Origin of the sequence: Marinobacter sp. 3-2, from assembly GCF_003751355.1 — a bacterium.
In the GTDB taxonomy this organism is placed as follows: domain Bacteria; phylum Pseudomonadota; class Gammaproteobacteria; order Pseudomonadales; family Oleiphilaceae; genus Marinobacter; species Marinobacter adhaerens.
Map to the genome: position 1 here is coordinate 174,939 of NZ_RJUQ01000019.1, position 17,550 is coordinate 192,488.

Below are 17,550 nucleotides of genomic sequence, written 5' to 3' on the forward strand. Positions count from 1 at the left end.
TCCGGATGGCGTTAATCTCGGGCGGGCACTGGTCGTGCCCGCTCACGCTGCCAAAAACAATTCGGCTCACTCGGATTCCAGCTCGATGTCGATACCCAGCGAGCGGATTTCCTTGACAAGAACGTTGAAGGATTCGGGCATGCCCGGCTCCATCCGATGATCGCCATCGACAATGTTCTTGTACATCTTGGTCCGACCGTTCACGTCATCAGACTTGACGGTGAGCATCTCCTGCAGCGTGTAAGCCGCACCGTAGGCCTCAAGGGCCCACACTTCCATCTCACCGAAGCGCTGGCCACCGAACTGCGCCTTACCACCCAGCGGCTGCTGGGTAACCAGGCTGTAGGAACCGGTGGAACGAGCGTGCATCTTGTCGTCGATCAGGTGGTTCAGCTTCAGGATGTACATGTAGCCAACCGTTACCGGGCGGTCGAACATATCACCAGTACGACCGTCATACAGCATGGTCTGACCGGTGGTGCTCAGTCCCGCAAGCTCAAGCATGCGCTTGACCTCGGCTTCCTTGGCACCGTCGAATACCGGCGTTGCCATGGGCACACCGCCGCGAAGGTTGTGGCACATCTCCAGGATTTCCTTGTCGGACAGGGAATCCAGGTCCACCTTGAACACTTCATCTGAGTGATTGTAGATCTCATCCAGCAGCTTGCGTAATTCAGCCACCTTGCGCTGCTCGTCCAGCATCTGGCTGATACGCTCACCCAGACCCTTGGCTGCAGCACCCAGGTGAGTCTCAAGCACCTGACCTACGTTCATCCGCGAGGGAACACCCAGCGGGTTCAGAACCACGTCAACCGTGTTGCCGTGCTCGTCGTAAGGCATGTCTTCGATCGGCATCACCGAGGAAATAACACCCTTGTTACCGTGACGACCGGCCATCTTGTCACCCGGCTGGATACGACGCTTGATCGCCAGGTATACCTTTACGATCTTCAGTACGCCCGGTGCGAGGTCGTCGCCCTGCTGAAGCTTGCCTTTCTTGTCGTCAAAGCGCGCTTCGTGTTCCTTCTTGCGGTCTTCCAGACCCTGCTCGGATTTCTCCAGCAGCTCGTTCAGGCTCTCGTCTTTCATCCGGAGCTTGAACCAGTCAGAACGCGGCAGCTCGGCCAGGTAGCTCTCTTCGAGGGTGGCACCTTTCTTCAGGCCCGGCCCACTGATCACTTCCTGCCCTTTCAATGCGCTGTTCAGACGCTCGAAAGTCGCACCTTCAACAATCCGGTATTCGTCTTTCAGATCCTTGCGATACTGGTCCAGCTGCTCTTTCTCGATGGACTGGGCACGCTGATCCTTCTCGATACCGTCGCGGGTAAAGACCTGAACGTCGATAACGGTGCCGCGGGTGCCAGTCGGCACGCGGGAGGAGGTGTCCTTAACATCGGACGCCTTCTCACCGAAGATGGCACGCAGCAGCTTCTCCTCCGGCGTCAGCTGGGTCTCACCCTTCGGTGTGACCTTGCCTACCAGAATGTCACCGGGGCCCACTTCAGCACCAATATAAACAATGCCGGACTCATCCAGCTTGGACAGCGCACTTTCACCAACGTTCGGAATATCCGCGGTGATTTCTTCGCTACCCAGCTTGGTGTCCCGAGCCACACAGGTCAGTTCCTGAATGTGGATGGTGGTCAGGCGATCTTCCTGCACCACTTTCTCGGAAATGAGGATGGAGTCCTCAAAGTTGTAACCGTTCCAGGGCATGAACGCGATGCGCATGTTCTGCCCCAGTGCCAGCTCACCCAGATCCACAGAGGGACCGTCTGCCAACACGTCGCCACGGGCAATAATATCGCCCTGACGCACGATGGAGCGCTGGTTGATACAGGTGTTCTGGTTCGAACGGGTGTACTTGGTCAGGTTGTAGATATCCACACCTGCATCACCCGCTTCGGTTTCCTCGTTATTGACACGAACCACGATGCGCGAAGCGTCAACGCTTTCGATCACACCGCCGCGGCGAGCCGATACACAGACGCCAGAGTCTTGGGCAACCGTACGCTCAACACCGGTTCCTACCAGGGGAACCTGGGCTTTGAGTGTCGGAACCGCCTGACGCTGCATGTTCGCACCCATCAGTGCCCGGTTGGCGTCGTCATGCTCCAGGAACGGGATCAGGGATGCCGCGACCGATACTACCTGGCGCGGAGATACATCCATGAAGTTAACGCTCTCCGGCGGAGTAACGGTAAATTCGTTCTGGTGGCGAACGGTAACCAGTTCGTCGGTCAGACGCTTGGTCTTCTCGTCCATGGCAGCACTGGCCTGGGCGATGACGTAGTTGCTCTCCTCGATAGCGGAGAGGTAAACCACTTCATCGGTTACCACGCCGTTCTCAACTTTCCGGTACGGACTCTCGAGGAAACCGTAGGAGTTTGAGCGCGCGTAAGTCGCCAGCGAGTTGATAAGACCGATGTTCGGACCTTCCGGCGTCTCGATCGGGCATACGCGACCGTAGTGGGTCGGGTGTACGTCACGAACCTCAAAGCCTGCACGCTCACGGGTCAGACCACCTGGGCCCAAAGCAGAGATACGACGCTTGTGCGTGACCTCAGACAACGGGTTGTTCTGGTCCATGAACTGCGACAGCTGGCTTGAGCCGAAGAATTCTTTAACCGCGGCTGCTACCGGCTTGGCGTTGATCAGGTCCTGCGGCATCAGCCCTTCGCTTTCAGCAAGGCTCAGACGCTCACGAACCGCTCGCTCAACCCGAACCAGGCCAACGCGGAACTGGTTTTCCGCCATTTCGCCAACACAGCGAACACGACGGTTACCCAGGTTATCGATATCATCCACATTGCCCTGGCCGTTACGGATGTCGATCAGGGTCTTGAGAACGTCGATGATGTCTTCGTGGGTCAGGGTGCCCTCACCTGTGCTTTCTTCACGGCGCAGACGGCGGTTCAGCTTCATCCGGCCAACCGCAGACAGGTCATAGCGCTCTTCAGAGAAGAACAGGTTATTAAACAGGTTCTCAGCCGACTCTTTGGTGGGCGGCTCACCCGGGCGCATCATCCGGTAGATCTCAACCAGCGCTTCGAGCGGCGTGCGAGTCGGATCGATACGCAGGGTGTCAGACATGAACGGACCACAGTCCAGATCGTTGGTGTAAAGGGTTTCGATATCCTTCACGCCAGCGTCGAGAATCTTGGTGACCAGCTCTTCTGTCAGCTCGGAGTTACACTCCACCAGGACTTCACCGGAAGCCTGATCGATCATGTCTTTCGCCAGTACACGGCCGTACAGGTACTCGGTCGGCACCTCAAGCTCGTTGATGCCGGCTTTTTCCAACTGCTTGATGTGGCGGGCCGTAATCCGGCGACCTTCCTCGACAATCACGTTACCGTCATTGTCCTTGATATCGAAGGTTGCGATGTCGCCACGCAGACGGCTCGGCACCAGCTCCAGCTTGCACACTTCCGCGCCCAGGCTGAATTTACTGGTTTCGAAGAACATCTCCAGCATCTGCTCGGAGGTGTAGCCCAGGGCACGCAACAGAATGGATGCCGGAAGCTTACGACGACGGTCGATACGAACGAACACGGAGTCCTTCGGATCAAACTCGAAGTCCAGCCAGGAACCACGGTAAGGAATCACCCGGGCAGAATACAGCAGCTTGCCGGAGGAATGGGTCTTGCCCTTGTCGTGATCGAAGAACACACCCGGAGACCGGTGGAGCTGGGAAACAATAACGCGCTCGGTACCGTTGATAACGAAGGTACCGTTCTCGGTCATCAGGGGCATCTCGCCCATGTAGACTTCCTGCTCTTTAATGTCCTTGATCGCCTTGTTGGACGATTCCTTATCGTAAATGATAAGGCGGACCTTCACCCGCAGCGGCGCTGCATAGGTTACGCCCCTAAGCTGGCATTCCTTGACATCAAAAACCGGCTCGCCAATACGATAGCTCACGTATTCGAGCGCGGCATTGCCAGAGTAACTGACAATCGGGAATACGGATTTGAATGCTGCGTGAAGACCGGTTTCCCGGCGGTCTTCAGGAGCGGCTTCCATTTGGAGGAAGTCCCGGAACGAATCCAGCTGAATAGACAGCAAATAGGGGACGTCCATCACGGAAGGCAATTTACTAAAATCTTTGCGAATCCGCTTTTTCTCAGTGTAGGAGTAAGTCATCTGCATTCCCCAGCTTTAGACCTGATACCTGGTATCAAGAAGCAACCAATGTTCTGCTTCGGGGCCGAATTGCTCGGCTTATCGCGCCGTCTTGAACAAGACTCTGGCTGTAGGTTATAGATCTGACATCAACCTGCAATTGCTCACCAGACTCTATAGCATATACAACAGAAAAAGGCCGGTGGCCCAAAGCCACCAGCCTGTCCATGCTTATCGCACGGTTTCGATCAACAGCCGACTCTTACTTGAGCTCAACAGAAGCGCCTGCTTCCTCAAGCTTCTTCTTGGCTTCTTCAGCGTCGTCTTTGCTAGCTGCTTCCTTGATAACGGAAGGAGCGCTGTCGACCATTTCCTTGGCTTCTTTCAGACCCAGGCCAGTCAGTTCACGAACGGCCTTGATTACGTTTACTTTCTTCTCACCAGGACCGGTAAGTACAACGTCAAACTCGGTCTGCTCTTCAGCAGCAGCTTCGCCACCACCAGCAGCGGCCGGCGCAGCAGCGACGGCTGCAGCGGCAGAAACACCGAATTTTTCTTCCATTGCTTCAACCAGCGCAACTACGTCCATTACGCTCATTTCAGCGATTGCGTTCAAAATGTCTTCGTTAGACAGAGCCATGACTTTCTCCCAAAAATATAAAAAATGGTGTTCAACAGAATCAAGCAGCTTCTTGCTTCTGGTCGCGAACTGCCGCTACAGCACGAGTCACTTTCGAAGGAACTTCGTTCAGTGTCCGTGCCAGCTTGGTGATCGGTGCCTGTGTTACTGCGGCCAGCATTGTCAGCGCTTCGTGACGTGTTGGCAGCTTGGCAAGACGGTCGATCTGGTCTGCACCCATCAGCTCTCCGCCGACGGCCAGTGCCTTAATCTCGAACGCCTCTTTCTCTTTGGCAAAATCCTTCAACAGACGCGCTGCCGCGCCCGGATCTTCCATAGAGAATGCCAGAATGGTCGGGCCGACCAGGGCTTCGTCGATGCACTCGAACTCGGTACCGCGAATCGCGATCTTCGCCAGGTTGTTACGAACAACCTTCAGACGCACGTTTTCGGCACGAGCCTTGGCACGAAGCGCCGTCATGTCACCAGAGGTAACACCACGGTAGTCAGCCATAACCACAGACAGAGCACCACCGGCAGTCTCGTTGACTTCAGCGACGATCGCTTTCTTGTCTTCGAGTCTAATTGCCACTGGATTTCTCCTCGATTTCGCCGGGTCTTCCCGGCAAACCCACATATACCCCTCGCGGGGCTCCTAACGGTGTTTGGGTTCAGAGAGAACGTCTTCACACCGTCTGCGCAGGCGTTGCTTTAACCCTTGCAGCACTTCCAGTCAGACCGAAAGTGCTTCGGGGGCCTGCGGTCTTTGACAGCCTTGGCTTCCGCCCAGACTACAAAGTAACCACCGATCAAAGGATCAAATAGCGAGACCGCTCTGATCGATAGTCAGGCCAGGACCCATAGTCGAGGAAATGGTGATCTTTTTGAGATACACACCTTTCGCCGACGACGGCTTGGCCTTTTTCAGATCTGCTACCAGAGCTTCAAGGTTTTCCTTGATGTTCTGCGCAGAGAATTCAACGTTACCCAGCGGAGCGTGGATAATGCCGTTCTTGTCGGTGCGGTAACGAACCTGACCGGCCTTGGCGTTCTTGACCGCAGTCTCGACGTCAGGAGTCACAGTACCCACCTTCGGGTTCGGCATCAGGCCACGGGGACCAAGAATCTGGCCCAGCTGACCAACAACACGCATGGCGTCCGGAGTGGCGATAACCACGTCGAAATCCATGTTGCCTTTCTTAACTTCGTCCGCCAGATCGTCCATGCCTACAACGTCTGCACCAGCAGCCGTTGCTTTCTCGGCATTGGCGCCCTGGGTAAATACAGCGACGCGAACGGTTTTGCCGGTGCCGTGAGGCAGAACAGTGCTGCTACGGACAACCTGGTCGGATTTACGTGCGTCAACGCCCAGATTGACGGCTACGTCGACAGACTCTTTGAACTTCACGTTCTGGCCCAGCTCAACCAGCAGTGCAACTGCTTCGTCGACAGAGTAGGAACGGGTAGAGTCTACCTTTTCACGAATAAGCTTCTGACGCTTGCTCAGCTTCGCCATGTTACAGGCCCTCCACGTTCAGGCCCATGCTGCGGGCTGTTCCTGCAATGGTACGTACCGCTGCGTCCATATCGGCTGCAGTCAGGTCCGGCTCTTTAGTCTTGGCAATTTCTTCAAGCTGCTCGCGGGTCACGGTACCGACTTTCTCGGTATTCGGACGACCGGAGCCACTCTTGATGCCAGCGGCCTTCAGGAGAAGAACCGGTGCAGGCGGAGTCTTGGTAATAAAGGTAAAGCTGCGATCACTGTAAACGGTGATCACGGTCGGAATCGGCAGACCAGGCTCCATGTCCTGAGTCTGGGCGTTGAACGCCTTGCAGAATTCCATGATGTTTACGCCGCGCTGACCCAGTGCAGGACCAACGGGGGGACTCGGGTTGGCCTTGCCGGCAGCAACCTGAAGCTTGATGTACGCTTCAATTTTCTTTGCCATGATAGATCTCCTGTGGGTTCAAACGCCTCTCGGCTCCCCGTTTTTACAACTGCTAAGAGCAGACACAAAAAGCCCGCGTCGCTTGAGCGCGCGAGCTTTCAGCTTTCCCGTTACCGGTCAGTCTTTCTCGACCTGCCCGAACTCCAGCTCTACCGGAGTTGAACGACCAAAGATCAGAACGGCAACCTTGACCCGACTCTTGTCGTAGTCAACTTCCTCAACCACACCATTGAAGTCCGCAAAAGGACCTTCAACAACGCGAACAATCTCACCCGGCTCGAACAGCGTCTTCGGCTTGGGCTTGTCTGCACCGCTTTCGACTCGACGAAGGATCGCTTCCGCTTCCTTTTCGGTAATCGGTGCAGGCTTATCCTTGGTACCACCAATAAAACCAAGAACACGCGGAGTATTTTTCACAAGGTGCCACGTCGCATCGTCCATTTCCATCTGGACCAGTACGTACCCGGGATAGAATTTGCGCTCACTCTTGCGCTTCTTCCCTTCTCGCATTTCGACGACTTCCTCGGTCGGAACCAGGATCTCGCCGAAACGGTCTCCCATCTCGTGCAGCGCAACGCGCTCCCTGAGAGTGCGCATTACCTGCTTTTCGAAGCCAGAATACGCATGAACGACGTACCAGCGCTTAGCCATTGCCCACTCCTGTTAACCGATAAACCCGGCGACCAGCCAGCTGATCAGCGAATCCATACCCCACAACAACAGAGCCACAACGAGCACAAACACCACAACAATCGCTGTCGTCTGCACGAGCTCGGGCCTGGTGGGCCATACCACTTTCCGGATCTCTACTCTCGCTTCCTTCAGCAGCGTCGCGAAGCGACGACCACGGTCGGTCTGGAGGGCAACAAGCGCCGCCACAATTGCGAGACCTACAAGAGCCAGAACCCGATACAGCAGAGACTCGGCACTATAATACTGATTCCCCACCACACCGATGGCGATCAGAACGAAAACAACCAGCCACTTCACGAAATCGAAACGGCTGGCTGACTGAACGGCTTTTGACTCCATAGGAATCAACTTATGTATCCGGATGTTAAAAAATGGCAGGCCAGGAGGGAATCGAACCCCCAACCTGCGGTTTTGGAGACCGCTGCTCTGCCAATTGAGCTACTGGCCTGCACCGAAACAACTCAGTGCACTTACTCTCGAGTCTATTACTCGATGATCTTGGAGACTACGCCGGCACCAACGGTACGGCCGCCTTCACGAATCGCGAAGCGCAGACCATCTTCCATGGCGATCGGAGCAATCAGGGTAACACTCATCTTGACGTTGTCACCCGGCATAACCATTTCCACACCTTCCGGCAGTTCGCAAGAACCGGTCACGTCGGTGGTACGGAAGTAGAACTGCGGACGGTAGCCCTTGAAGAACGGAGTATGACGGCCGCCTTCTTCTTTGGACAGTACGTACACTTCGCACTCGAACTTGGTGTGCGGAGTGATGGAACCCGGAACCGCCAGAACCTGACCACGCTCAACGTCGTCACGCTTGGTGCCACGCAGAAGCGCACCAATGTTCTCACCGGCACGACCTTCGTCCAGCAGCTTGCGGAACATCTCAACACCAGTACAAGTAGTCTTCACGGTATCCTTGATACCAACGATTTCCACTTCGTCACCAGTCTTGATAACGCCACGCTCAACACGGCCGGTCACAACAGTACCACGACCAGAGATAGAGAAGACGTCCTCTATCGGCATCAGGAACGGCTGATCGATCGCACGCTCCGGCTCGGGGATGTAGTCATCCAGAGCTTCCACCAGCTTCTTAACAGCGGTAGTGCCCATCTCGTTGTCGTCTTTGCCTTCCAGCGCCATCAGCGCAGAACCGGTGATGATCGGAGTGTCGTCACCCGGGAAGTCGTACTGGCTCAGCAGATCACGAACTTCCATCTCAACCAGCTCGAGCAGCTCTTCATCGTCTACCATGTCCGCTTTGTTCAGGAACACAACGATGTAAGGTACGCCAACCTGACGGGACAGCAGGATGTGCTCACGGGTCTGCGGCATGGGGCCGTCAGCTGCGGAGCAAACCAGGATCGCGCCGTCCATCTGCGCTGCACCAGTGATCATGTTCTTCACATAGTCAGCGTGGCCCGGGCAGTCTACGTGAGCGTAGTGGCGATTCGGGGAATCGTACTCAACGTGGGAAGTCGCAATGGTAATACCACGCGCCTTCTCTTCCGGTGCGTTATCGATCTGGTCGAAGGCACTCGCAGAGCCTGTACCCCAAACTTCGTGACATACACGGGTCAGGGCAGCAGTCAAAGTGGTTTTACCATGGTCAACGTGACCAATGGTGCCTACGTTCAAGTGCGGCTTATTACGTTCAAACTTAGACTTAGACATTCGACCAATCTCCCTAATCAACCAGGATCGTAACGTTGACCGGATAAATAATGGAGCTCATGGGCGGATTTGAACCGCCGACCTCACCCTTACCAAGGGTGTGCTCTACCAACTGAGCTACATGAGCATTACAAAACAAATTGGAGCGGGCAGCGGGAATCGAACCCGCGTCATCAGCTTGGAAGGCTGAGGTAATAGCCACTATACGATGCCCGCGAGCAATTTAGTGGTGGAGGGGGCAGGATTCGAACCTGCGAAGGCGATGCCGTCAGATTTACAGTCTGATCCCTTTGGCCACTCGGGAACCCCTCCGAGTCGGATTCGCGTGAGCAAATCCGTCAAAACTTAAAGTGGAGCTGGCGGACGGAATCGAACCCCCGACCTGCTGATTACAAGTCAGCTGCTCTACCAACTGAGCTACGCCAGCTCACATTCGCCTCGTCAGCGAGGGCGGTATACTACGGATTTTTTTCTGGCGTTGCAACACCTTCACAAGGCCTGATTTCAACGAAATCAAAATTGCTGCCGTAATCCGCTTTCACCGCCTGAACCAGTTCTTCAGCGAGTTCCGGTTCCGCCTCAAAAGAGAGCGCGTAGCTTATCTGATTTCGGGGGAAGTTGACCAGTACCGCATTAAGATTCTGACGTTTTTTTTCTTCCAGCACGGAAATTGCAGATTCGCGGGACTCGAACAGCCCCAGCGAAATGGCATTGCGGTTTTCGCCCTCGGTAACCAGATAGGAGTCGATCCCCCGCCTCTGAATGTCACGAAACTGGCTCAGGGCGACAGCCTCGGGCTGGGGTGGAATAAGAACCCAGTGCAGGGGTGCCAGCTCTCTTTCGACTTCTTCAATCCTGAAACCCGCCTCCTCCGCGAGAGGTTGACTGTCCATCAGGCTTCGGGCGCGCTCCGCGGTTTCAATCCATCCAAGGCGGGCACAGGACATTTCGGATTCGTCGGCGGGTGCACCAGGCCCGACACCGGAGTCTTCCTGCCCCGGAGATTTGAGGCTGGCCACCCTTGGCAGGCTGCCACTGGCAACATTGGCCATGCCGCCCGATGGCCCCACGAAGTCCGGCAGGTAATAAATAGCAATACTCACCAGCACCAGCACCAACGCCAACCACCTCATCCGGAGGTTTCCTCCGCATGAATTGCACGAAGTCCCGACAACACAAGATCCGGGCGAGAAATACCGGGCAGACCAAGACCGATAAGCCGGTCAGCATCGCCGCCAGTAACCAGAATTTCAGACAGTGACAGTTTTCGGGCGTCAGCGATCACCCGCTCAATCATCGCAGCAGACAGCCAGGCAAGACCATGGTTCACGCACTCTCCGGTACTCTTGCCAGGGTCCGTTGCCAGCCCCTGGTCCGGGTCGAACCAGATCCGGGCGGCATCGGTCCGAAGACTGCGCAGCATCATCTGCAGGCCAGGAAGAATATAACCACCCAGATGCTGACCATGCCGATCAACATAATCGACAGTAACGGCACTGCCTGCGTCCAAGACCGCAAAGCCCTGCCTGTGATCGAGCCAGGCACCGTACATTCCATGCCACCGATCAGCCCCCATTCTCGAGACATCCTGGTAGGCGTTCATGAGGCCATTCCGGGACTGTTCCGACCAGTAAAAGCGAACCGGCGCCTGACACAGCTTCTCGACGGAGCCCGCCAAATGAGTTCGCCTTTCTTCAGACGCGACGGTGGATATGGCGACAGACACAACCTTTCCGATCAGTTCTCCCGACATGCCCAGGGGGTTCTCGTCTTCGAGAGAGCCGGTCCCCGAGGCCAGAACCTCATCCTGGTTTGCAAGACACCACTTCAGCCGGGTGTTACCCGCGTCAATAAACAGATTCATTTTGCCACTCGCAGACTGATTTCCCCTGCGCGCACCGGAACAAGCCCGTTTTCGGTCCGGATTTGATAGTTGCCGGCGTCGTCAATGCCACAACCGACACCTTCGACATCACCGCCCCGGGCCTTGAGCGATTTTCCCATGAACACATCGCGACGCTGCCAGGACTCCCGAAAATCTGCAAACCCGATATCCGAGAACAGCGCGACAGCATCGAATACAGCATCGATGATTGCACCGCCGATCTGGCTGCGCGACCACTCGACTTGAGGGCAGGCCCTGGCGAGGCTGCTCCAGGGTTGATCGACGCCATCAGCCCGGGACATATGTACATTCAGCCCAATACCCGCAATGACCTGCACCACGCCTTCCTCCAGCTCGCCCTGGAGCTCCACCAGGATGCCGCCAAGCTTGCCGTCCGGCAGAAAAATATCATTTGGCCACTTGAGTCCGACCTCCGGCACTCCCAGTCGTTCCAGGGCATTGGCCACCGCAACGCCGAGCACCAGACTCAATCCATCCAGTACACCGAAGCCGCCGTGGAAGGTGAGCCCCATGCTCAGGTACAGGTTTTCGCCCCGGGGGCTTTGCCATACACGCCCCCGTCGGCCTCGGCCGGACGTCTGACAGTCGGCGATAACCACCGGGACACCTTTGCTTCCGCCGGTAATCTGCCTGATCACCTCGGCATTGGTCGAGTCAACCTCGTCGAGGACTGTCAGTGAAAGCTCCTGTTCCCGGCCGGCGGCAATTTCACGAAGCACCCGCGCCCTATCGAGCAGGTCGACCCGGGACACCAGCTGATATCCACGTCCGCGAATCGTGGCAATGTCAGCACCTTCCTCCATCGCGCGACGAATCTGCTTCCAGATTGCGGTACGACTAACCCCGAGCTTTTCGGCCAGCGCGGCTCCGGAGTGAACCTGACCGTCACTGAGCAGCTCTATAAGTGCTTTGGATTTCATAAGATGCATCCAGCCATGAAATTGGGTAAGGCCGGATTAAACACCAGGGAAGGGAAAAAGACAAAGTTGGCGGCGTCGCTTTGCGAACCGCCTGCAGGAAGATCAGGGAATCGGGGTTGCGGTCAGATTGGCCTTGATATCAAAGTTCTGCATTTTGACGCCATAGACGGCCGTCTGAGCACCACCAACGGGATGAACCAGATCAATATTGTTGATCGAGAGTTCCTTGAACCGGCTTCTCGCCTTCACCGCAAACCCGAGCGGTCTGTTGTCGGCCTCGGCGAGGGTTGGATTGGAGACATAGCGGTAACCGGCAGTGGACGAACCATCCATGATTTTTTCATCGCCCCGGTTGCCTGTCACTCCCATTGCATCCGGACCGTCCTCTTTCTTCACAACCCGGGTTTGATAGACATCCACGGAAAGATCGGTGCGTAGCCCAAACGAGTTGTCGTCTACGCCATCACCATCGAAATCCCCACCATCGCTGGTATGGATATCGTTCAGAACGAGGCTCGTCCCGGTTCCGTTCATGGCCTCACCAACACCGCTGCTTTGCCGGTTGGTTTCCCAGGTCAGCGAGTTCTTCCGGGCTTCATTGATGGCCTTGGCAAGCACCTGCTTCAGGCGGACCGTCAGCCCCTCCTCACCCCGGGTTTCCCAGACACCTCCGGAAGCCGCACAGGCGGATGGACTATCACCCATGCCACCGGCGCAGACATCGCCGGCCCCGCCGGGGACGACGGTCATGCTGCTGCCGGTTTCGTATTTCTTAATCACGAACCTCCCGAAACTCTGACCGGATTCCTTGTCGCCGATTCTCAGATTGCCGATATCCATGGTGCTCCAGGATTCGCCCTTGATCACCGCAAGCCCCTCCTGGCTGACATCAACGGTCATGTCACGGACATGCGCGTCATAATCCAGTTCGGTAATCCAGAGACCCTTCTGGGGAATCTCACCATTACCTTCATCGTAGGGCACCGCGATAATCGCCGCCTTGCCGTTCCTGATGCTGACATCGGAATTGATGGTTATTCCCTCACCCGATGCGCCGCCTGCACCGAGCGTCACATGGCCATCAAGCTCGAATTCGTAAGCCGGATAGAACCCCAGTGCCAGCAGCAGCTCTGTGCCACCCTGCAAGGGGGCGTCATCACTTCCTACTCGCAGACCGTTGATCCGGTAGCCGGCCCTGATGTCCTCGAAACCAATCCGCAGACCATCGAAGAACTCGGTATCGTTGGTGACGCCATCGCGAGTTACATTGACCGTTACATCGCCCTGCCCCCAGGACTGCAGGCCACTGAAGATCACCCGGTTGCCGTCTTCGGTGTAGCTGAAATCAGCAAGCCGAAGACTCCATTCAGTGGCAAGTCGCAAGCCCTGCGGCCCGGCGTCAGGGTGTCCACCCCCCTGCAGATAGATCGCATTGGAATAGCTGCGGCCGTTGAACACCTGATCTTCAAGCAGAAAGCTGACATTCACCTGACCGATACTCTTGCCATTGCCACCCACCTCAATAGCGCCAATGCTGAATTCACCATCCATGGAGCCAAGGGTCAGGGCCAGGGCCGATCTATTCTGCCAGTCGGTCGCCACATCGAGCCGGAGGTCGTTAATCCGATAGACGCCAGTGATGTCTCGAAGCGCGAGGGCCTTTCCGTCATCCCTGTACAGAAAAGAGGCCGAGTGTATAACGGTCTCGTTATCGATTCGCAGGCCCTCTCCGGATCGGCCGCCGGCAGTCAGGCTGGTGCTGGAGGAAAGCTCGTAACTTCCACTCAGGCTGCCATAGCTGGATAGAGGCTGTCCGTTGCCGGAATCGACGGATACGCCATGATTCAGGGGGTTGCTGCTGTAACGAATCGCGCCGACCTCCCAATCCCCGGTTATTCTGGGCGCATTCAGAGCCAGAGTGTCGCCGACCACATCCAGGGTTACTCCCAGTGCCTCCACATTCATGGAAATATCGTCCAGAAAAACTTCATTGCCATTGGTGCGATATCCCAGACGGCCGCCAGTCATCGTGTAGGCGGAGTCAAAGGTATATCCGGCCCCGCCAACGGAGCTGCCCTGCCTTATATTTAAATACCCTTCCAGAGAATGATCGAAAAAGATCCCCCCCATACTGACACCGGGGGCCCCGGCGAGCCGGATATCACCGAACTCGATCCGTCGGTCTTTCACCAGGTAATCGAGGTTAAGGGATGCATCCTCCTCAACATCGATGCGAATCAGGTGGAATGCCTGACCAGAAGGATCAATGGCGGACCCAATGCGAAAACCGTCCAGATGGATGCCGCTGCCATCATCAACATAGGACAGTCGATCTGCCGTCAGGCCAAGATCGAGCTCTACCGACAAACCACTCTGGCCACTGATGTTTGCCAGCGTGGAATCGTCCAGGCTTTTCATGTCAGCGACCACCGGCAAGGCGAGGACCACACAAAACAGCCCAGTGGCAATCGGGGTAAGTTGTTTGATTCTGTCTGGCGCGCCCATAACCGTTAACCTCTTCAATCTCACGGATTCCCCGCCGGGAACACGAGCAGGTTTCCTTCCATCACAACGTCCCCTCGCATATCAACAGAGAATATGTCGGTCTGCTGAAAGCCGGGGTCGGTGGGCCGGGCCGTGCTGCTGGAAGAAATCTTGAATTGAACGTCGTTGAACCGAACAGTATTGGGCAGCCCAAGCTCCAGCACATCCCGATTGAACAGTTCGCCATCACCACCGAATCCCGAATCGACTTTGCGGACCCGCAGTGTCAGGCCCTCAAACGCGAAATTGCCCCGAATATCATCAAGCACCATCCATCCGCCGTTTTCTTTCAGCCGGTAAGCAAAACGGGCGCCACACTTCTTGTCCACGTCATCACAACGTCCGAAATAACTGTTCTCAACCGGACCGCCCATTTCATTGATGCTGATATCTCCGGACAGGTAGATCCCACCCTGTCCGGAGATATCCGAGAGAGCTTCATCTTCCAGGCGGGCGAGTTCGGCAAGGCTGGGGAGTGAAAACAGAAAAACAGGGAGAGCCAGTATTGTTCTGCGCAGAAAGGATTTCATTGGCTCAGATCCCTGGTCTTAATGTTCAAGTGTTGTATCAGCATTCCCTGTACACGGGCCGAACCAAAATCGCGGTCGCCAACACTGAAATTTCCGATCTTGAGATTGCTGCGAAACTCCGGGTTCGTGTAGTAGGACTCGTAGAAATCCCAGGCATCCGCATCACTGCTGCCGCGGAGACCGTCGGCACCGATCTCGCCCGGCTGAGGGCGCCGAATTGCAGCAACCTCCACTACAAAGTTTCCACTGCCATCAACGTCGAAGAATACCGGTTGAAGCTGGTTGCCAATCGCCAGTTCGAGCGCAAAATTGCTCATCAGTATTCGTGATCCGCAGGTGGAACCGTCCTGTGCGCAGGCATTGATAGAAAGTTCCGGGGAATAGAAATTCAGCTTGAACTGGCCGACCATCTGGCGCCGATCGTTATCGCCCCAAAGGCGCAGATAGCTACCATCGATGACAGCACTCTTTGCGTGGATATTGATATTGGCAGACCGGTCGTCACCAACTGCCACGTTCATCTGCATGCCGATGTCCGCTCGCTCCCCGATGTATCCAGCTGAAGCCGGGCGACTCGAGCAGGTGCCGCTGCCTGGACTGGCCCCGGAGTCCATACAGTCATAACCCTGATCGCTATTGACCATGGCACTGGCTGCGAACTCCAGCACCGCCTTGTCAGCGATACCAATGTCATTGCCATCCACCACATCGATTTTCCACGGGTTAAGGAGTCTCCCAAGATTGACCGGGCCCAGAGTCTCTCCGTAGTTGCTATTGGCCCCGGCGATGTAGAGATGGTTTACCGTAATATCGACATCACGGCCATCGGTGCTTTTGATCCCGCCAATCCGGAAAATGCGTGCCTGCTCTCCCGCGGCATCCGGCTCATCCGTTCCATGGGAGAATTTGAAATTCTCCAGTACAAGGCCGATCCCGGCTCCATCAATCGAGGACATTTCAGTTTCCGAAAGCCCCTGAAGTTCCGCCTCAACAGGCACTGGGGCGGTCAGAACAGCCGCCATCACCAGAAGGAGCCGCGCGAAAACAGGAAGCTGACTGAAACTCAACCATTTCATACGAAGTTCCTCAGAACAGACCTTTGCCGCGGTCGATGTATTCGGTGCGGTAACGCTGGGTGCCATAGAGCGCCTCGTTGAGATTCACCTCAGTAGCGCCGTTGGGAATATTGAAGAAGGCACCTGATGTGGCCTTGATAAAATCTTCGGGCGTGAAGTCTGTTTTCTTTACATCCTTCAGCCAATCAAGATCTTTGGTCTGGAATGAGATAAAAGCACCGTCGGCCGGCCCGGTGATACGTCGCTCGCCATTGACCTCACCAACCTCTCCTACCGGGAAGCTGTTATAGATATCCAGGTCGAAACAGGAATCTATTCCAAGGACCAGGCAGTCCTCCGCGTAAACATAAATGTCACCGCCTGAACAGCTGAAAAAGGAACAATCCGGAACCTCGATTCGGGAACTCGACCCCCAGCCGATCAGATTCTTTACCGACCAGCGGGTAAAGCCGCTTGCGCCTTCGAGAATGAACCGTTCGCCATCCGGGATACCGATGTATTCCGCTCTTACCGGGTCCAGGGAGCCAATGTTTGGATCGCCCTCCGCACCGTAAACCAGCTCTGCCTTGGTGGATAATGGACTACCGCCTTCGAGTAGAGGGGTGAGGAGCACGATGATTTGGTCAAAAAGGTTACCGCTTGAGCTGGCCTGGCTCAGCCCTTCACCGCGGTCAATGATGTCCACGTTCACATTGCCAGTCAGCGTTTCAATCTTGCCGGACAGGACACCCATGGATTCACCGAAACCCAGTCGGAAGCCGACCACTTCCTCAGTTTGTTCATCGAAGGCGAACTCCAGAAACGGATTCTGGATCAAGAAAGGAACGATTTCCCCCTCGGCATAGGTACTGCCATCGGGCTTTCGCTGTCTCGGGGCTTTGGGATTGGCGTCAAAGTAAGCCTGATTGTTAATGTAACCAAGGGCAAAATCTTCAATATAGACATCCGAAGTACCCGGTTTCTCACCTTCCCGGTCGTAACGGCCCATTTCCAGCACATCCACATTGGTCTGGATTTCAATGTCCATTCCGAGATTGACCCGGGTATAGGCGGTGTTGTCGTTGGCATCAGGATGGTACTGGCGGTCAACCGATACAAAGGCCTGCCCTGTGACTTCAGACATCTGTCGATCTGAAATCGGGCGCAGTTCGGCGTTGACCCCCGAGGCCAGTAAAGGCAGGAGGAGAAACGAATAAAATGGTTTACTCATAGTCACATCTCACCGCGGCCGCTTCTTGTTATTGGCGGCTGATTTAAAGATGACTGATGAGCGTCTCTGAGGCTGGCTTGGATTTTTGGTGTTGTTTTAGCCAGTTCTTTTACAGAAGTGTAACCTCGGTTACATGTTGTCACTGTGCGCAGCGTCATGGTTTTGGCATTTGCCAAATTTCAGGCAATAAAAAAACCCCAGCATCAAGGATGCTGGGGTTTTGGTATTAGGAGCCTGACGATGACCTACTCTCACATGGGCAACGCCACACTACCATCGGCGCTGGTCTGTTTCAC

At 55.7% G+C, this 17,550-nt stretch carries 15 protein-coding genes and 5 tRNA genes; all 20 read right to left on the reverse strand.

Going from position 1 to position 17,550, the window contains the following annotated elements; all coding sequences use genetic code 11:
* Nucleotides 1-66 precede the first annotated feature (66 nt).
* Nucleotides 67-4,146: a DNA-directed RNA polymerase subunit beta gene (gene rpoB / locus EDB94_RS19585; protein WP_041646080.1), complete on the reverse strand. Its 4,080-nt coding sequence runs from the start codon at nucleotides 4,144-4,146 to the stop codon at nucleotides 67-69.
* A gap of 241 nt (nucleotides 4,147-4,387) precedes the next feature.
* Complete coding sequence (rplL, locus tag EDB94_RS19590) at nucleotides 4,388-4,765, reverse strand: 50S ribosomal protein L7/L12 (RefSeq protein WP_008174836.1); 378 nt, start codon at nucleotides 4,763-4,765, stop codon at nucleotides 4,388-4,390.
* 40 nt (nucleotides 4,766-4,805) lie between these two features.
* On the reverse strand, nucleotides 4,806-5,336 hold the full coding sequence (gene rplJ, locus EDB94_RS19595) for a 50S ribosomal protein L10 (RefSeq protein ID WP_008174835.1): 531 nt from the start codon (nucleotides 5,334-5,336) through the stop codon (nucleotides 4,806-4,808).
* Nucleotides 5,337-5,561: 225 nt separating this feature from the next.
* Nucleotides 5,562-6,260: a 50S ribosomal protein L1 gene (gene rplA / locus EDB94_RS19600; protein ID WP_008174833.1), complete on the reverse strand. Its 699-nt coding sequence runs from the start codon at nucleotides 6,258-6,260 to the stop codon at nucleotides 5,562-5,564.
* Between the two features lies 1 nt (nucleotide 6,261).
* Entirely contained in the window at nucleotides 6,262-6,693 is a 432-nt protein-coding gene (gene rplK / locus EDB94_RS19605; protein WP_008174831.1) for a 50S ribosomal protein L11, read from the reverse strand.
* A 117-nt stretch (nucleotides 6,694-6,810) separates the two neighbouring features.
* Nucleotides 6,811-7,344, reverse strand: coding sequence for a transcription termination/antitermination protein NusG (gene nusG, locus EDB94_RS19610; protein WP_108019289.1), 534 nt, complete (start codon nucleotides 7,342-7,344; stop codon nucleotides 6,811-6,813).
* Nucleotides 7,345-7,356: 12 nt separating this feature from the next.
* Nucleotides 7,357-7,725: a preprotein translocase subunit SecE gene (gene secE / locus EDB94_RS19615; protein WP_008174826.1), complete on the reverse strand. Its 369-nt coding sequence runs from the start codon at nucleotides 7,723-7,725 to the stop codon at nucleotides 7,357-7,359.
* Between the two features lie 33 nt (nucleotides 7,726-7,758).
* A tRNA-Trp gene (locus tag EDB94_RS19620) sits at nucleotides 7,759-7,834 on the reverse strand.
* A gap of 37 nt (nucleotides 7,835-7,871) precedes the next feature.
* Nucleotides 7,872-9,068, reverse strand: a complete 1,197-nt coding sequence (gene tuf, locus EDB94_RS19625; protein WP_008174823.1) for an elongation factor Tu — start codon at nucleotides 9,066-9,068, stop codon at nucleotides 7,872-7,874.
* Nucleotides 9,069-9,119: 51 nt separating this feature from the next.
* A tRNA-Thr gene (locus tag EDB94_RS19630) sits at nucleotides 9,120-9,195 on the reverse strand.
* Between the two features lie 14 nt (nucleotides 9,196-9,209).
* Nucleotides 9,210-9,284 (reverse strand) — tRNA-Gly (locus EDB94_RS19635).
* Between the two features lie 11 nt (nucleotides 9,285-9,295).
* Nucleotides 9,296-9,380 (reverse strand) — tRNA-Tyr (locus EDB94_RS19640).
* A gap of 39 nt (nucleotides 9,381-9,419) precedes the next feature.
* A tRNA-Thr gene (locus tag EDB94_RS19645) sits at nucleotides 9,420-9,495 on the reverse strand.
* Nucleotides 9,496-9,526: 31 nt separating this feature from the next.
* A complete protein-coding gene (locus tag EDB94_RS19650) occupies nucleotides 9,527-10,201 on the reverse strand; it encodes a hypothetical protein (RefSeq protein ID WP_260312633.1) in 675 nt (224 codons plus the stop codon).
* On the reverse strand, nucleotides 10,198-10,932 hold the full coding sequence (locus EDB94_RS19655) for a type III pantothenate kinase (protein WP_008174817.1): 735 nt from the start codon (nucleotides 10,930-10,932) through the stop codon (nucleotides 10,198-10,200). The genes EDB94_RS19650 and EDB94_RS19655 overlap by 4 nt, the downstream gene beginning before the upstream one ends.
* Nucleotides 10,929-11,894, reverse strand: a complete 966-nt coding sequence (locus EDB94_RS19660; protein ID WP_108019290.1) for a biotin--[acetyl-CoA-carboxylase] ligase — start codon at nucleotides 11,892-11,894, stop codon at nucleotides 10,929-10,931. The genes EDB94_RS19655 and EDB94_RS19660 overlap by 4 nt, the downstream gene beginning before the upstream one ends.
* Nucleotides 11,895-11,996: 102 nt before the next feature.
* Nucleotides 11,997-14,399 carry a DUF6160 family protein gene (locus EDB94_RS19665; protein WP_108019291.1) on the reverse strand — a complete coding sequence of 801 codons (2,403 nt, stop codon included), beginning with the start codon at nucleotides 14,397-14,399 and terminating at the stop codon, nucleotides 11,997-11,999.
* Between the two features lie 20 nt (nucleotides 14,400-14,419).
* Complete coding sequence (locus tag EDB94_RS19670) at nucleotides 14,420-14,968, reverse strand: hypothetical protein (protein ID WP_108019292.1); 549 nt, start codon at nucleotides 14,966-14,968, stop codon at nucleotides 14,420-14,422.
* Complete coding sequence (locus EDB94_RS19675) at nucleotides 14,965-16,044, reverse strand: hypothetical protein (RefSeq protein WP_108019293.1); 1,080 nt, start codon at nucleotides 16,042-16,044, stop codon at nucleotides 14,965-14,967. The genes EDB94_RS19670 and EDB94_RS19675 overlap by 4 nt, the downstream gene beginning before the upstream one ends.
* A 10-nt stretch (nucleotides 16,045-16,054) precedes the next feature.
* Nucleotides 16,055-17,254, reverse strand: a complete 1,200-nt coding sequence (locus EDB94_RS19680) for a hypothetical protein (RefSeq protein WP_108019294.1) — start codon at nucleotides 17,252-17,254, stop codon at nucleotides 16,055-16,057.
* Between the last annotated feature and the right edge of the window lie 296 nt (nucleotides 17,255-17,550).

Excerpts from the sequence above, each read along its gene's own strand:
- rpoB (WP_041646080.1), bottom strand. The coding sequence starts at position 4,146 with ATGACTTACTCCTACACTGAGAAAAAGCGGATTCGCAAAGATTTTAGT.
- rplL (WP_008174836.1), bottom strand. The coding sequence starts at position 4,765 with ATGGCTCTGTCTAACGAAGACATTTTGAACGCAATCGCTGAAATGAGC.
- rplA (WP_008174833.1), bottom strand. The coding sequence starts at position 6,260 with ATGGCGAAGCTGAGCAAGCGTCAGAAGCTTATTCGTGAAAAGGTAGAC.
- rplK (WP_008174831.1), bottom strand. The coding sequence starts at position 6,693 with ATGGCAAAGAAAATTGAAGCGTACATCAAGCTTCAGGTTGCTGCCGGC.
- nusG (WP_108019289.1), bottom strand. The coding sequence starts at position 7,344 with ATGGCTAAGCGCTGGTACGTCGTTCATGCGTATTCTGGCTTCGAAAAG.
- secE (WP_008174826.1), bottom strand. The coding sequence starts at position 7,725 with ATGGAGTCAAAAGCCGTTCAGTCAGCCAGCCGTTTCGATTTCGTGAAG.
- tuf (WP_008174823.1), bottom strand. The coding sequence starts at position 9,068 with ATGTCTAAGTCTAAGTTTGAACGTAATAAGCCGCACTTGAACGTAGGC.
- EDB94_RS19650 (WP_260312633.1), bottom strand. The coding sequence starts at position 10,201 with ATGAGGTGGTTGGCGTTGGTGCTGGTGCTGGTGAGTATTGCTATTTAT.
- EDB94_RS19655 (WP_008174817.1), bottom strand. The coding sequence starts at position 10,932 with ATGAATCTGTTTATTGACGCGGGTAACACCCGGCTGAAGTGGTGTCTT.
- EDB94_RS19660 (WP_108019290.1), bottom strand. The coding sequence starts at position 11,894 with ATGAAATCCAAAGCACTTATAGAGCTGCTCAGTGACGGTCAGGTTCAC.
- EDB94_RS19665 (WP_108019291.1), bottom strand. The coding sequence starts at position 14,399 with ATGGGCGCGCCAGACAGAATCAAACAACTTACCCCGATTGCCACTGGG.
- EDB94_RS19670 (WP_108019292.1), bottom strand. The coding sequence starts at position 14,968 with ATGAAATCCTTTCTGCGCAGAACAATACTGGCTCTCCCTGTTTTTCTG.
- EDB94_RS19675 (WP_108019293.1), bottom strand. The coding sequence starts at position 16,044 with ATGAAATGGTTGAGTTTCAGTCAGCTTCCTGTTTTCGCGCGGCTCCTT.
- EDB94_RS19680 (WP_108019294.1), bottom strand. The coding sequence starts at position 17,254 with ATGAGTAAACCATTTTATTCGTTTCTCCTCCTGCCTTTACTGGCCTCG.